This is a genomic window from Nitrospirillum goiasense (assembly GCF_034427435.1).
Taxonomy (GTDB): domain Bacteria; phylum Pseudomonadota; class Alphaproteobacteria; order Azospirillales; family Azospirillaceae; genus Nitrospirillum.
In genome coordinates this window covers 565,572-579,479 of sequence record NZ_JAXQNP010000002.1, presented here as the reverse complement: position 1 = coordinate 579,479, position 13,908 = coordinate 565,572, and the positions used below count along the sequence as shown (strand labels likewise).

Below are 13,908 nucleotides of genomic sequence, written 5' to 3'. Positions count from 1 at the left end.
AGCGGCCTCTGAGCCGCCTCAGGCCGCGCGCACCGTGACCAGGAAGTCCTGGACCTCCTGGCGCAGTTGGACGGACAGGCCGGCCAGTTCGCTGGCGGAGGCCAGGACCTGGGTGGCGGCGGCGCCGGTGACGGTGGCGCTTTCCGAGACGGCGCTGATGTTCTCGCTGACCTGCTGGGTGCCCTGGGCGGCCTCCTGCACGTTGCGGGAAATCTCCTGCGTCGCGGCACCTTGCTCCTCCACGGCGGAGGAGATGCCGGTGGAGATGGCGCCCAGGCGCTCGATGGTGGTGGCGATCTCGCCGATGGCGGCCACGGTGCGGCGGGTTTCCTCCTGGATGGAGGTCACCTGCTCGCCGATCTCGTCCGTGGCCTTGGCCGTTTGGTTGGCCAGCGACTTCACCTCGTTCGCCACGACGGAGAAGCCCTTGCCGGCATCGCCGGCGCGCGCCGCCTCGATGGTGGCGTTCAGGGCCAGCAGGTTGGTCTGGCTGGCGATGTCGGTGATCAGCTTCACCACCTGGCCGATGCGGTTGGCCGCCTCCGCCAGGTTGGTGACCAGCGCGTTGGTGCGGGCCGCCTCCTCCGACGCCGTGGTGGCGATGCGGGCGGAGTCGGTGACCTGGCGGGAAATCTCGATGATGGAGGAGGTCAGCTCCTCAGACGCGGCCGCCACCGTCTGGACGTTGGCCGAGGCCTGCTCGGCCGCCGCGGCGACGGTGGTGGAGCGCATGGTGGACTCGCTGGCGCTGGACGACATGGTCTTGGCCGTGTCCTGCAACTCACCCGAGGACAGGGTGACGGCCTGGACGACGGCCATGACCTTGGCCTCGAACGCGTCGGCCATCTGGTTCAGCACCCGCTTCTGTTCCTGGGCGGCGATCTCCTTCTGCCGTTCCTGTTCCTCGCGCAGGCGCAGCACCTCCAGGCCGTTGGTTTTGAAGACCTGGACGCTGCGGGCCATCAGGCCGACCTCATCCTTGCGCGCCTGGCCGGTGACCTCGGCGCTGAAATCGCCGGTGGCCAACGCCTCCATGGCGACGCGCAGCACGTTCAGCGGCCGGGTGATGGCGGCGCGGCTGATCCACAGCGCCAGGGCCAGGATGGCCGCGATGCTGCCGATGGCCAGGATTATCTGCGTCCTGATGGTGGTGTCGGTCCGGTCGCTCAACTCATCGGACACTTTCCGCGAGTACGCGGCGGCCTTGTCATTGAACGCGGCCAGACTTTGCGTCGCCTGGGTGATCAAGGGCGCGCAGCGGGCCTTGATTTCACCGGCCGCCTTTTGGCTTTCTTCCGCCGTCGAGGTCTTCGCCGCCAGGTCGATCGTCGGCGCGCACGCGATGAACGCCGCCTTGGCCTCCGCATCTACCGCTTTGAAATCACCCGCCATTTCCGGCAGGCCCTGACGGGCCTCATCCATGAAAGCGCCGTATCTTTTCTGGCTCTGCTCGACCAGGGTCTTGGCTTTGGCATTGCCTTCATCGGTCGTCTCGAACGCCAGCTGGTAAGTGTAGGCCAGAAAGGTGGACAGGTTGCGGTTCGCCCGCGCCCCGGCGACGACGGCGCGATCAACGCGCGCGACCAGATCCGAATAGTCGTCGTCGATTTTCTGCATGCGCACGCTGCTGACCGCCACCGAGACCAGGAAGGCGGCGGAGAACAGCCCGACAATGACGTTAATTTTGTTTGAGATGCGGAGATTTTCCAAAGCCATGGGGCTGTATCCTTCCCGGGGTGGCCGGGTGTGGTGCGTTAGAGATTTGGGGATTTGTTTGAGAAATCAGGATGGATTTTGTTTTTTTATTGTTCAAGATTAGTATGACGAATTTGGTATATCCCTACTGCAAATAGCGTAGTGTCTGGGAAATGTTAACCAATATTATTTGGTTAACTCATTAATTGTTGCGCCGTTACGATCATCTGGCGATGTGGATCACCAATATATACTTTTGTATAGGGTGGTTTTGGGGTCTGCGGCCGACCCAGCGGCGCGCGTCAACAGCGACCATTGGGGGATTCAAGGGCGGCACGGAGCGTTGTCCACCAGGTGGACGGTCAGTTGTTTCTCTCGGGGCGGGAAGTGCTGCTGATCGCGACCGTGGTCGCGGGCCAAATGTCAGTGGTTCGATGGCGGTGCCGATGCCGGCGGTGTGAAGGCGTGGGCGACGAAGCCCCAGGACGCCACCGGCCGTTTGTCCGGTCCCGTGGTCGTGGGCAGGCAGGGGGTGCCCACGGGCACCGCCTCGGACAGGGCGGCGTCCAGCCGCGGACTGCCGGCGCTGTTGATGATGCGGCTGGTGGTGACATGGCCATCGATGCCGCAGAGGAAGGCGACGGCCGCCGTGCCCGCCTCACCCTGCCCCAAGGATGCGGCCGGGTAGGCCGGACGCTTGAAGGCGCCGGGCGCCAGCTTGGCCTCCAGCGCCAGTTTCCACAGGGTCTGCTGGCTGTCGCCGTCCGTGGGCTCCGGAATGGTCACGCCGGGGTTGGCCGCGCGCGCGGCGGCCGCCAGGTCGCGGATGTCATCAGGGGTGAGGTGCAGGCTGGCCGGCGGCGGCGGTTCCCGCAGCTTGAAATTAAAACGGAAGCGGGTACGGCCGGTGACGATCTCACCCGTCTTGGGGTCGTGACCGGGAAAGCAGCGCAGGCCGGGCACCACGGCCAGCACGGCGTTGTCCAGCCGGGCGAAGCCGCTGGGCTCCACCACCTGGGGGTCGCTGACGCGCCCGTCCGCCTCACATTGGACACTGATGCCGACGCGGCCTTCCTCGCCCGCCCGCGTCGATTCCGCTGGATAGTCCGGCTGCTTGAAGGAAGCGACGTCCAGGCGGGGCTTGGTGGCGTCGGGCTCATCCGCCGCAGGGGCGGCGGCCGGCATCAGGGTAAGGCACAGGGCGACGAACAGACGATGATGACGGTGCTGCATGGTGACGCGCGTTCCCCCTTAACGCATGCCTTAGCGTTAGAATAAGTGACAGGCGGAATCAATTGTCAGGATGTCCCTTTCCCGATGTGCAAGGGTCCGCATACCCCCCGCGCCGCAACCGGGCCTTGCCCCCGTCGACGGCTTCCCCTATCTCGCAGGGGAACAAGTGATTATACTTGCCGCCCTAATTCATTTGCCGCCCAACGTGGCGCCGCTTGACCTGGACACGACACCCATGGCCCTCCTGCCCATCCTCACCGTTCCCGACGCCCGCCTGAAGAAGAAGTGCGCCCCCATCGCCAATGTCGATGGCCGGGTGGTGAAGCTGATGGATGACATGCTGGAGACCATGTACAAGGCCCCCGGCATCGGCCTGGCCGCCCCGCAGATCGGCCTGCTGGAGCGCATCATCGTGGTGGACGTGTCCGAGCATAAGGAAGGCGCCAAGGAACCCATCGCCATGGCCAATCCGGAGCTGCTGTGGCTGTCGGATGAGACCTGCGTGCACAACGAGGGCTGCCTTTCCATCCCCGAGATTTACGCCGACGTGGTGCGGCCCAAGCAGATCCGCGTGCGCTATGTCGACCGCGCCGGCAGCGTGCAGGAACGCGATTGCGACGACCTGCTGGCCCGCTGCATCCAGCATGAGGTGGACCACCTGAACGGCGTGCTGTTCATCGACCACCTGTCCTCCCTAAAGCGCAACATGATCCTGCGCAAGGTGACCAAGGCGGCTCGTTGACGCTGTTCCTCAAGCGCCGGCTTTTTCGTCTTTCCCTCAAGCGCCGGGCGCCGCCATCCGGCGGCTTGGCTTCCTCGCTGCGCCCTGCGGTACTCGCTCCGGGGCTTGCGGTCGCAGGCCAGGTTTAGGGGGCGCTTTTAGTTTTGTTGGAGGCCAACCCCATGACCCGCCTGCGCCTTGCCTTCATGGGCACGCCCGACTTTTCCGTTCCCGTGCTGGATGCCCTGGTCGCGGCGGGGCATGAGGTCGCCTGCGTCTACAGCCAGCCGCCCCGGCCGGCGGGGCGGGGGCATAAGGAACAGCTCACGCCGGTGCATGCGCGGGCGCAGGCGCTGGGCATTCCCGTCCGCACGCCGCGCACCCTGCGCAATGAGCAGGCGCAGGCGGAGTTCCGGGACCTCAACCTGGATGTGGCGGTGGTGGTGGCCTATGGCCTGATCCTGCCGCAGGCGGTGCTGGACGCGCCGCGCCTGGGCTGCCTCAACATCCATGCCTCGCTGCTGCCGCGCTGGCGGGGGCGGCCCCCATCCAGCGGGCCCTCCTGGCCGGCGACGCCGAGAGCGGCGTCACCATCATGCAGATGGAGGCGGGCCTGGACACCGGCCCCATGCTGTTGGAGGAGCGCATCCCCCTCACCCCGCGCATGACCGCCAGCCAGTTGCACGATGGCCTGTCCGCCATGGGCGCCCGCCTGATTGTCACGGCGCTGGAACGCCTGGTGGCCGGCGATCTGCCCGCCACCGTGCAGCCGGAGGAGGGCGTGACCTACGCCGCCAAGCTGGCCAAGGAGGAAGGGCTGCTGGACTTCACCAAGCCGGCGGCCGAGCTGGACCGGCAGGTGCGGGCGCTGACCCCCTGGCCCGGCACCTGGTTCGAGGCCCCGGTCGAGGCCGGTGCCGCCACCGGGGGAGCGGTCGAGAAGATCAAGGTGCTGGCGGCGGAACCCGTGGCCGGTTCCGGCGCGCCCGGCACCTTGCTGGACAGCGCCCTGACCGTGGCTTGCGGCGAGGGCGCCCTGCGCCTCACCACCGTGCAGCGTCCGGGCAAGGGCCCGGTGGAGGGGGCGGCCTTCCTGCGCGGCTTCCCGCACGCGGTGGGCAAGCCCATCGCCGCCGTCTGACCCCCATGCCGCGCTGGAAGCTCACCGTCGAATATGATGGCCGGCCCTATCAGGGCTGGCAGTTGCAGCCGCACGGCCCCTCCGTCCAGGCCTGCCTGGAGGAAGCCATCCGGCGCTTCTCGGGCGAGGTGGTGCGCGTGCATGCCGCCGGCCGCACCGACGCCGGCGTCCATGCCCTAGGCCAGGTCTGCCATTTCGACCTGGAAAAGCCGACCAAGGCCGACACGGTGCGCGACGCCCTGAACTTCCACCTGCGGCCCGAGCCCGTGGCCGTGGTGAAGGTGGAGGCGGTGGACGACGATTTCCATGCCCGCCTGTCCTGCAAGGGCCGCGCCTACCTCTACCGCATCGTCAACCGCCGGGCGCCCCTGGCGCTGGACATCGGCCGGGCCTGGCACATTCCCACAGTCCTGGACGCCGACGCCATGAACGCGGGCGCCCAGCGCCTGGTGGGCAACCACGACTTCACCAGCTTCCGCGCCAGCATCTGCCAGGCCAAGAGCCCGGTGAAGACGCTGAGCCTGCTGACTGTGAGCCGGGTGGGGCAGGAGATCCACATGGTGGCCCGCGCCCGCTCCTTCCTGCACCACCAGATCCGCAACATGATCGGCACCCTGCGCCTGGTGGGGGAGGGCAAGTGGACGCCTGACGACGTCACCCGGGCGCTGGAGGCGCGCGACCGCGCCGCCGCTGGCCAGACGGCGCCACCCGACGGGCTGTACTTCACCGAGGCGTGGTACGAATAGCCCCACGGAGTGAGCCAGGGCCGTCATGCCGTAATGGGACGCGACCCCGTCCGCCGGAAGTTTCCGGGGAACGCAGTGGACTGGAAACTGAGGAAGCCAAGGCCACGGACGTGGCCGCCCGGCGACTGAGGGAAAACTAACTGACAGCCAACAGCGGGCCGTGGACCAGGGTGGTGGCCAGGTCGCTCGTGATCACGTCCAGGCAGACGAAGCCGATGGCCGTCAGCCAGCCGCAGCCCAGCGCGGCGCGGGTCACGTAGGCCTCGTAGAACAGGCTCCACAAATAGGTGACCGCCATGATGGCGGCCCCCATGGGCAGGGACACGCGGCCGCTGTGCGCCAGGATGGACAGGGGCAGCGCCACCAGCAGCGCGACGATGCCACTCCAGTTGAAGGCGGCGACGAAGCGCGCGAACTGCGCGCGGCCGCCCATCAGGTGCAGGATGCGCTCCACCATCAGGAAATAGCCGAAGGTGCCGATCAGATAGGCCAGCAGGGCGGCGGGAATGGCCCGCGCCAGCGGGATGGTCGCGGCCGCCCCGCCATCCCCCAACTGGGTCAGCGGGTGGCCCATCCAACGGTCCACCGTGTCCAGCGCCACGACACCGGGCAACAGCACCAGGAAAACCCAGAAGCTGCGCAGCGCCCCGGCCCGGTCCGCGGGGAAGCGGTCGGCGGCCGTCTTGTCCAGGAAGGCCAGGCGCAGGGCGCCGGCCAGGCCGCGGCCCAGCTCGCCCATCACGCGGTGGCGCCCGGGGCCTGGCCCACGCCCTGGGCGGCGAACCAGTCGGCCAGCACGCGGGCGTAGATGTCGGTCAGGCGGGTCAGGTCGTCCACGGCGATATGCTCATCCACCTTGTGCATGCTGGCGCCCACGCCGCCGAACTCCACCACCGGGCAGTGGTTCTTGATGAAACGCGCGTCGGAGGTGCCGCCGCTGGTGCTCAGCTCCGGTTCCAGGCCCGTAACGGATTGAACCGCCTGCGCAACGATGTCGCTGAGCTGCCCCGGCGGGGTCAGGAAGGCGTCGCCGCTGACCGCCACCTTCACATCCCAGGCGCCACCCACCTCCGCCAGGATGCCGCGCACGTGGGCCTCCAGGCTGGTGGGGCTGTGCAGATCGTTGAAGCGGATGTTGAACACCGCCGTGCCCTTGGCCGGGATGATGTTGGTGGTGGGGTTGCCCACGTCGATGGTGGTGATCTGCAGGCTGCTGGGCTGGAAATGGGGCGTGCCCTGGTCCAGCGGCTCCCCCGACAGGCGGGCCAGGGCCTGGGCCAGGCGGGGCAGGGGGTTGTCGGCCAGGTGCGGATAGGCCACGTGGCCCTGGGCGCCCAGGCTGGTGATGGTGAAGGTGATGCTGCCACGCCGGCCGATCTTCATCATCTGGCCCAGGCGCTGCGGGTTGGTGGGTTCGCCCACCAGGCAGGCGTCCAGCGGCTCTCCCCGCTCCACCAGCCAACCCAGCACCTTGCGCGTGCCGTTGATGGAGGGGCCTTCCTCATCCCCGGTGATCAGCAGGCTCAGGCTGCCGGCCAGGGGCAGGCCGGCGGCCTTATGCCGGGCCACGGCGGCGATGAAGGCGGCGATGGCCCCCTTCATGTCCGAGGCGCCGCGGCCGAACAGCCGTCCGCCGATGATCTCCCCCGCGAAGGGCGGCACGGTCCACGCCGCCTCATCCCCCACCGGCACCACGTCGGTATGGCCGGCGAAGCAGAAGTTGGGGCCGGTGTCGCCCAGGCGGGCGTACAGGTTTTCCACCGGCGCCGTCCCATCCTCGGTGAAGGTCAGGCGGTGGCAACTGAAGCCCAGGGGCGCCAGCACCCCCTCCAGCACCCCCAGTGCGCCGGCATCGGCCGGCGTGACGCTGGCGCAGCGGATCAGCGCCTGGGTCAGCGCCACCGGATCCCTGGGGTCCAGCGCGGCATTCGGGAGCATGGGGGAGGCGTTGGCCATGGGGATCAGTCCCGCAGCAGGTCGTTGATCGAGGTCTTGGCCCGGGTCTGCTCGTCCACGCGCTTGACGATGACGGCGCAGTACAGGCTGGGGCCGGGGGTGCCGTCGGGCAGGGGCTTGCCGGGCAGGCTGCCGGGCACGACGACGGAATAGGCGGGCACGCGGCCCACGAACACCTCACCCGTGGTGCGGTCGACGATCTTGGTGCTGGCGCCGATGTAGACGCCCATGGACAGCACCGCGCCCTCCTCGACCACCACGCCCTCGACCACCTCGGACCGCGCGCCGATGAAGCAGTTGTCCTCAATGATCACCGGGCCGGCCTGCAGCGGCTCCAGCACGCCGCCGATGCCGACGCCGCCCGACAGGTGGACGTTGGCGCCGATCTGGGCGCAGGACCCGACCGTGGCCCAGGTGTCCACCATGGTGCCCTTGCCCACGCGGGCGCCGATGTTGACGAAGCTGGGCATCAGCACCACGCCGGGGGCGATGTAGGCGCTGCGGCGGACGATGGCACCCGGCACGGCGCGGAAGCCGGCGGCGCGGAAGCGGGCGTCGTCCCAGCCCTCGAACTTCGTGGGCACCTTGTCGAACCAGGTGCTGCCGCCCGGCGCGCCGGGGATGGGGGCGCTGTCGGTCAGGCGGAAGGACAGCAGCACCGCCTTCTTCAGCCACTGGTTCACCACCCAGGCGCCGTCCACCTTCTCCGCCACCCGCAGGTCACCGCGGTCCAGGGCCGACAGCGCCTCGTCCACCGCGTCGCGGATGGCGCCGTGGGTGCTGGCGTTCAGGGTGTCGCGGGTTTCCCACGCTTGCTCGATATGGCTTTGCAGGTCAGTGAAAGCGGTCATGGGGCGTCGTCCGGAGGGCGCCTTGGCGGCGGCTTTAGAGGTGGGGAAAGGGGGGCGGGGGACAATGGCGGGCGGCTTCGCCCCCTGTCAACGTCCAGCGGCCACAAGCCAGATCCTACTTTAGCAGGCTCTCCCGGACATATTGTTGCGTGGGTGTGGGCGCGGTCACCTGTGCTGGGCCAGATCGGCCACCACCTGGGCCAGCCAGGCGGGCACGTCGGTGATGCGGTGCTGCACATAGGGCAGGGCGGTCGGCGGCGCCTCGGGATTGGGCAGGGAGAAGGGCGAGTCCGTCTCCACCAGCACGGTGGCCATGCCCAGCGCCCGCGCCGGTTCCAGGTTGCGGGCGATGTCCTCCACCATCACGGCGCGGGTGGGGTCGATGCCATGGCGCTGGACCAGGGCGGTGTAGGGCTGGGCCTCTGGCTTGGGGGTGTAGTCCGCCGCCACGATGTCGAACACGGCGTGGAACTGGTCGGCCACGCCCAGGCGGCGCATCACGTTCTCCGCATGGCCGGCCGACCCGTTGGTGTAGATGATCTTGCGCCCCGGCAGGGCCGCCAGGCTGTCGGCCATGGCCGGCTGCGGCAGGATGGCGCTGACGTCGATGTCGTGGACATAGTCCAGGAAGGGCCCCGGCTGCACCCCGTGGTTCAGCATCAGGCCGCGCAGGCTGGTGCCGTACTGGCGGAAATAATCCTTCTGCAAGCGCCGGGCGGCGTCGGCGTCCAGGCCCAGGGCCTGGGCGATATAGGCGCCGATGCGCACATCGACCTGGGCGAACAGGTTGCACGCCGCTGGATACAGCGTGTTGTCCAGATCGAAGATCCAGGTGTCGATATGGGCGAAGGGGCTGGCCGGGGGAAAGGCGGCGGGGGCGGCGGTCTCGGTCATCATGCCCCCAACATGGGCCCGCCGCCGGTTCGCGGCAAGACGCGGAACGCCCCCGCCCGGCCGGGACCCTATCCCGATGCAGTCCCCCAAAGCGGCCCTGGGTGCCCGTCCGGGCTGGTTGCCGCCACCGGTTGAGTAGGCTACTCCTTTGGTTTGATGGGCTTGGCCTCCACGGGTGGGCCGGGCGGCTTGGGGGCGCGAGGCGCGGGCATGGGTTCCGATATGCATGATGACCGGTCCGCGGCGCGCGAGGTGGACAGCCAGGCGTTGCTGATGGGCTGGGCCGGGCCTGGCTTGGCGATGGACGCCGCCGGCGCCGTCACCGCCGCCAATCCGGCCGGCGCCCAGCTTCTGACCCGGGATGACGGTTGGCTGGACCTGCTGTCCCGCTGGGTGGCCGATGGCGGCGCCTTGCAGCCGGGCACCCATTCCAGCCCCTTGCCCGACCAGGAGGTGGTGGAGTGGACGCCGCTGGCCCTGCCGCCACAGGTGGACGGGCCGGACGGGAACAGGCAGGGCGGGAACGGCCAGCCCCGCTACCTGTTGTTGGGGCGCATGGCCACCCTGGAACGGCGCCTGCGCCAGGCGCTGACCGAATCGCGCCAGCGGTACAAGGACCTGGTGGAGATCTCCAGCGACTTCGCCTGGGAAACCGGGCCGGACGGGCGGTTCGCCTTCGTCTCCCCCGCCGGGGCCATCGGCTATCGCCCGGACAACCTGGTGGGCCGCCATCCCCATGATTTCCTGTTGCCGGAATTCGACGACGGCCTGTCCCCATTCGAGGCGCGCGAGCCCATCGAGCGGGTGGAGGTCTGGCTGCGCGCGGCGGACGGCCGCCCCGCCTGCCTCATCTCCTCCGCCCTGCCGCTGACCGGGCCGGACGGCCGGTGGGCCGGGGCGCGGGGGGCCTGCCGGGACATCACCGACGCCCGGCTGCGGGCCATGGAACTGGCCCAGGTGCGGCTGCGCGAGCAGTACCTGGGCTATATCGTCTCCTCCACCCGCGATGACGTCGATCCCGCCCGCACGTTGGAGATCGCGGCCGGCGTGGCGGTGAACGCCACCGGCGCCGCCGGGTCGGCGCTGCGCGCCCGCACGGTGGGCACGACCGATTACACCCCCGTCGGCACCCCTGTGGGCGCGGAAGAGCGCATCCCGCCGGAGCTGGAGGACATCCTGGCCGGCCTGCCGCAGCGCGCCGCCGGCAGCGAGGGGGCGGTGACGGTCACGGCGGCGGGCTATGACGTGCTGGCCGCCCGCACCCTGTTCCGGCATGAGGTCAACGGCGCCGTCCTGGTCTGGCGGCCCGCCGCCGACACCGAAACGGCGGGGGATACGAGCGGGGAGGGCGCCAAAGCCAGCGGCTGGTCGGCGGACGACCTGTCCATGGTCCGCACCATCGCCGACCATGTGGGGGCCGCCATCGCCCAGGCCCGCTACCAGGAACGGCTCAAGACTCTGTCCGAGCGGGACGGCCTGACCGGCCTCTACAACCGCCGCACCGTCATGGAACTGCTGGGCCAGCGCCTGGGCGCCAAGACCGGCGGCTCCTCCGCCCTGCTGTATTTCGACCTGGACAATTTCAAGGCGGTGAACGACCTGCGCGGCCACACCGCCGGCGACGACGTGCTGCGCGCCGTGGGCGACCTGCTGCGCCGCATGGCGCGGCCGGGCGACCTGGCGGGCCGCCTGGGCGGTGACGAATTCGTGCTGTGGGTGGACAGGGTGGACGAGGACCAGGCCCTGTCCGTGGCCGACCGCCTGCTGCGCGAGGCGGCGGAATTCCTGCGCCCGCTGTCGGCCGGGCCGGAAAAGCCGCTGGGCGTGTCGGTGGGCGTGGCCGTCCACCAGGGCGGCGGGGCCGAACCGGTGCAAAGCCTGGTGGACCGCGGCGACCAGGGCATGTACGCCGCCAAGCGCCTGGGCAAGGGCCACCGCACCCTGGCGCCGGCCTATAGCGACGACACCGGGAAAGAGGCTCCCGGGGAACCCGGTGAAAAGGATCTGTGATGGGCGGACTGGACTACGATACCGCCAAGAAGCTGGCCACCGGCGACACCGCCGACCGGCGTTTCGTCGCCTCCCGCGCCGAGACGCAGCCGGAAATCCTGTACCTGCTGGCGACGGACAAGAGCGCTGAGGTGCGGCGCGAGATCGCGCTGAACAACGCCACGCCCCGCCAGGCGGACATGCTGCTGTCCACCGACGTGGATGAGAGCGTGCGCAGCGGCCTGGCCTCCAAGATCGCGGCCCTGGTGCCCTCGCTGTCCGCCGACCGGGTGGGGCAGATCGAGCGCATGACCCTGCAGATCCTGGAAACGCTGGCCCGCGACCGCGCGGCGGCGGTGCGCGGCGTCATGGTCGCGGCGCTGAAGGACCTGCCCAACGCCCCGCCCACGGTCATCCAGCAGTTGGCCCGCGACCTGGACGCCAGCATTTCCGGCCCCGTCCTGCGCCATTCCCCCATCCTGACCGACGACGACCTGCTGGAGATCATCGCCGGCGCGCCGGAGGATGAGCGGCTGTGCGCCATCGCCGAACGCGCCGACGTCAGCGTCGCCGTGTCCGACGCCATCGTGCAGACGGAGCGTGAGGCGGCGGTGGCCAGCCTGCTGGGCAACGCCAGCGCCCAGATCCGGGAAGAGACGCTGGACCGCATCCTGGACCTGGCGCCCAAGCACGAGCCCTGGCACGCCCCCCTGGTGCGCCGGCCCCAATTGCCGGCGGCGGCGGCGGCCCGCATCGCCGGTTTCGTCACCGACAGCCTGGTGAAGGTGCTGGAAAGCCGCAGCGACCTGCCGCCGGAAACCCGCCAGGCCATCACCCAGGCCGTGCGCCAGCGCCTGCCCGCCGCCAAGGCCGGCACCGGAATCGGCAACGGTCTGGTGGATGAGGAGGAGGCGCCCAAGGAGCGCCCGGTCGACCGCGCCCGCCGCCTGCACAAGGAAAAGAAGCTGACGGAGGATACGGTGACCATGGCCCTGGGCCAGGGCGACCGGGGCTTCGTCATGGCCGCCCTGGCGCTCTTGTCCGGCCTGCCCCTGCCCATCGTGGACAAGATCATCGCCGGCCAGAGCCCGCGCGGGGTCACCGCCCTGTGCTGGAAAGCCAAGCTGACCATGCGCGCCGCCCGCCAGGTGCAGATGCGCCTGGCCCAAATCCCCCCCTCCAACGTGCTGAACGCGCGCGAGGGCACCAAGTACCCCATGACGGACGATGAGATGAAATGGCAGCTTGAATTCTTCGGGGTGGAGTGATGGCGCGTAAGCCTGCCTTGTCCGTGGAGGCCCTGGTGGCGCTGGGGCCGGAGAAACTGGCGCAGATCATCCTGGATGAAGCCGCCGACAGCGCGCCTTTCCGCAAGCGGGTGAACGCGGCGCTTGCGTCCCTTAAGGGACCGGACGCCGTGGCCAAGCTGGTTGATCGCCGCTTAGGCGCGCTGGAGCGGGCGCAGTCCTTGATCCCCTGGGAAAAGGAAAAGGCCTTCGCCGCCGATCTACAGGCGACCGTGGACACCATCGTCAAGGAATTGGCGGCGGCGGATGCCTTCGCCGCGGTCAACCGCCTGTTGCGCTTCCTGGGGACGCAGCAGGATGTGCTTGAGCGCACGGTCGATTCCGGCGGGCGTTTGAGCAACCTCTACTGGGAGGCGGCGGAGTCCGCCCATGAGATGCTGGAGCGGCTGAAGCCGGTGGAGCGGGCGCAGGTCGCCCAGTGGCTGACCGGCGCGTTGGAGTCGGACGATTACTCCTTGTTCCTGCGCGTCGCTCTGGTCCTGGTTCCCCTCTTGTCCGACGCGCAGGGGCGGGACTGGGAATCGGCGCTGGCCAAGGTGGGTGGCGATCTGGCGGCGCCCCTGGAGGTGCGGCAGGCCTTGGCGGAAGCCCGGGGTGACATGGACACGGTGATGGCGCTGGAGGCGCGCTTGCCGTCCTGGCGCCAGAATCCCATGCGCTTGGCCGAGCGCTTGCTGGCGGCGGGGCGCTATGAAGACGCGCTGCGCTGGGTCCGCACCGAGGATAAGCCCAACCGGCTGATCGTGGCGACCACAGCCGAACTGCTGTCCGGCACCTTGCAGCGCCGATGGTCCAACCCCGACAAGATCCAGTTGGAAGCCAAAATCCTGGAGGCCATGAAGGATCGGGCCGCCGCCCAGTCGCTGCGGTGGAAGGGCTTCGAGGCCACGTTGAACGCCACCCTCCTGCGCGATTACATCGCCAAACTGGATGATTTCCAGGAATTCGACGAGTTGGATCGGGCCTTCGCCCTCGTCGCCGCCAGTAAGGATCCCCACACGGCGCTCGATTTTTTCATCCGATGGCCTCGTCTCGACCTGGCGGCATCCTTGGTCTTTGCCCGGCGCGGCGAGTGGAGGGGGGCTTACTACGACGTTCTCTCCGACGCGGCGATGGCGCTGGAGGAAAAGTTTCCCCTGGCGGCGACCGTTCTGTACCGCGTGCTGCTGGACGATATCCTCGGGCGCGGCGTCTCGGCCGCGTATGGCCATGGCGCGCGGTATCTAGCCCGTCTTGGGGCCCTGGCGCCGCGCATCGAAGCCTATTCCGGCATGGACAATCACACCACGTACGCCCTGCGTTTGCGCAAGGATCATGGTCGCAAGTCGTCATTCTGGAGCCAGGTTACGCCGGACTGATTGACCTCCCCACAATG

At 69.1% G+C, this 13,908-nt stretch carries 11 protein-coding genes and 1 pseudogene; 6 read left to right on the top strand and 6 right to left on the bottom strand.

Translation table 11 applies throughout. The features are described from left to right. Positions 1 to 18: 18 nt before the first annotated feature. Together ULB03_RS04995 and ULB03_RS04990 are read right to left on the bottom strand one after the other, a co-directional pair. Entirely contained in the window at positions 19 to 1,716 is a 1,698-nt protein-coding gene (locus ULB03_RS04995; RefSeq protein WP_322482166.1) for a methyl-accepting chemotaxis protein, read from the bottom strand. 402 nt (positions 1,717 to 2,118) lie between these two features. Further along, positions 2,119 to 2,928, bottom strand: a complete 810-nt coding sequence (locus ULB03_RS04990; RefSeq protein WP_322482165.1) for a TonB family protein — start codon at positions 2,926 to 2,928, stop codon at positions 2,119 to 2,121. 235 nt (positions 2,929 to 3,163) lie between these two features. Here ULB03_RS04990 and def point away from each other — a divergent pair, with 235 nt between their 5' ends. From def to truA, 3 genes and pseudogenes are all read left to right on the top strand, one after another. Then, positions 3,164 to 3,670 (top strand): peptide deformylase, encoded by a 507-nt coding sequence (gene def / locus ULB03_RS04985; RefSeq protein WP_322482164.1) that lies wholly within the window; start codon positions 3,164 to 3,166, stop codon positions 3,668 to 3,670. Positions 3,671 to 3,831: 161 nt separating this feature from the next. Further along, positions 3,832 to 4,790: pseudogene (gene fmt, locus ULB03_RS04980) on the top strand (methionyl-tRNA formyltransferase). A gap of 5 nt (positions 4,791 to 4,795) precedes the next feature. Further along, on the top strand, positions 4,796 to 5,536 hold the full coding sequence (gene truA, locus ULB03_RS04975) for a tRNA pseudouridine(38-40) synthase TruA (RefSeq protein ID WP_322482163.1): 741 nt from the start codon (positions 4,796 to 4,798) through the stop codon (positions 5,534 to 5,536). 136 nt (positions 5,537 to 5,672) lie between these two features. Here truA and ULB03_RS04970 read toward each other — a convergent pair whose 3' ends face one another. The 4 genes from ULB03_RS04970 to ULB03_RS04955 form a co-directional block, all read right to left on the bottom strand. After that, positions 5,673 to 6,275, bottom strand: a complete 603-nt coding sequence (locus ULB03_RS04970) for a hypothetical protein (protein WP_322482162.1) — start codon at positions 6,273 to 6,275, stop codon at positions 5,673 to 5,675. Beyond that, positions 6,275 to 7,492, bottom strand: coding sequence for a succinyl-diaminopimelate desuccinylase (gene dapE / locus ULB03_RS04965; RefSeq protein WP_322482161.1), 1,218 nt, complete (start codon positions 7,490 to 7,492; stop codon positions 6,275 to 6,277). Before dapE ends, ULB03_RS04970 begins: the two co-directional genes overlap by 1 nt. A gap of 5 nt (positions 7,493 to 7,497) precedes the next feature. Further along, positions 7,498 to 8,343 carry a 2,3,4,5-tetrahydropyridine-2,6-dicarboxylate N-succinyltransferase gene (gene dapD / locus ULB03_RS04960; RefSeq protein ID WP_322482160.1) on the bottom strand — a complete coding sequence of 282 codons (846 nt, stop codon included), beginning with the start codon at positions 8,341 to 8,343 and terminating at the stop codon, positions 7,498 to 7,500. Between the two features lie 165 nt (positions 8,344 to 8,508). Then, entirely contained in the window at positions 8,509 to 9,240 is a 732-nt protein-coding gene (locus ULB03_RS04955; RefSeq protein ID WP_322482159.1) for a pyrimidine 5'-nucleotidase, read from the bottom strand. A 207-nt stretch (positions 9,241 to 9,447) separates the two neighbouring features. Between ULB03_RS04955 and ULB03_RS04950 the strand changes: the two genes are divergently transcribed. Genes ULB03_RS04950 through ULB03_RS04940 form a run of 3 tightly spaced genes read left to right on the top strand, consistent with a single transcriptional unit; the run spans position 9,448 to position 13,891 of the window. Then, a complete protein-coding gene (locus tag ULB03_RS04950; protein WP_322482158.1) occupies positions 9,448 to 11,247 on the top strand; it encodes a sensor domain-containing diguanylate cyclase in 1,800 nt (599 codons plus the stop codon). Beyond that, a complete protein-coding gene (locus ULB03_RS04945) occupies positions 11,247 to 12,494 on the top strand; it encodes a DUF2336 domain-containing protein (protein ID WP_322482157.1) in 1,248 nt (415 codons plus the stop codon). Before ULB03_RS04950 ends, ULB03_RS04945 begins: the two co-directional genes overlap by 1 nt. Further along, on the top strand, positions 12,494 to 13,891 hold the full coding sequence (locus ULB03_RS04940; protein WP_322482156.1) for a DUF6880 family protein: 1,398 nt from the start codon (positions 12,494 to 12,496) through the stop codon (positions 13,889 to 13,891). The genes ULB03_RS04945 and ULB03_RS04940 overlap by 1 nt, the downstream gene beginning before the upstream one ends. The last annotated feature ends 17 nt before the right edge of the window (positions 13,892 to 13,908 follow it).

Bases quoted from the DNA above. Each gene is read 5' to 3' on its own strand.
- ULB03_RS04970 (WP_322482162.1), bottom strand. From the start codon at position 6,275: ATGGGCGAGCTGGGCCGCGGCCTGGCCGGCGCCCTGCGCCTGGCCTTC.
- ULB03_RS04945 (WP_322482157.1), top strand. From the start codon at position 11,247: ATGGGCGGACTGGACTACGATACCGCCAAGAAGCTGGCCACCGGCGAC.
- dapD (WP_322482160.1), bottom strand. From the start codon at position 8,343: ATGACCGCTTTCACTGACCTGCAAAGCCATATCGAGCAAGCGTGGGAA.
- ULB03_RS04990 (WP_322482165.1), bottom strand. From the start codon at position 2,928: ATGCAGCACCGTCATCATCGTCTGTTCGTCGCCCTGTGCCTTACCCTG.
- ULB03_RS04950 (WP_322482158.1), top strand. From the start codon at position 9,448: ATGGGTTCCGATATGCATGATGACCGGTCCGCGGCGCGCGAGGTGGAC.
- truA (WP_322482163.1), top strand. From the start codon at position 4,796: ATGCCGCGCTGGAAGCTCACCGTCGAATATGATGGCCGGCCCTATCAG.
- ULB03_RS04955 (WP_322482159.1), bottom strand. From the start codon at position 9,240: ATGATGACCGAGACCGCCGCCCCCGCCGCCTTTCCCCCGGCCAGCCCC.
- ULB03_RS04995 (WP_322482166.1), bottom strand. From the start codon at position 1,716: ATGGCTTTGGAAAATCTCCGCATCTCAAACAAAATTAACGTCATTGTC.
- def (WP_322482164.1), top strand. From the start codon at position 3,164: ATGGCCCTCCTGCCCATCCTCACCGTTCCCGACGCCCGCCTGAAGAAG.
- dapE (WP_322482161.1), bottom strand. From the start codon at position 7,492: ATGGCCAACGCCTCCCCCATGCTCCCGAATGCCGCGCTGGACCCCAGG.
- ULB03_RS04940 (WP_322482156.1), top strand. From the start codon at position 12,494: ATGGCGCGTAAGCCTGCCTTGTCCGTGGAGGCCCTGGTGGCGCTGGGG.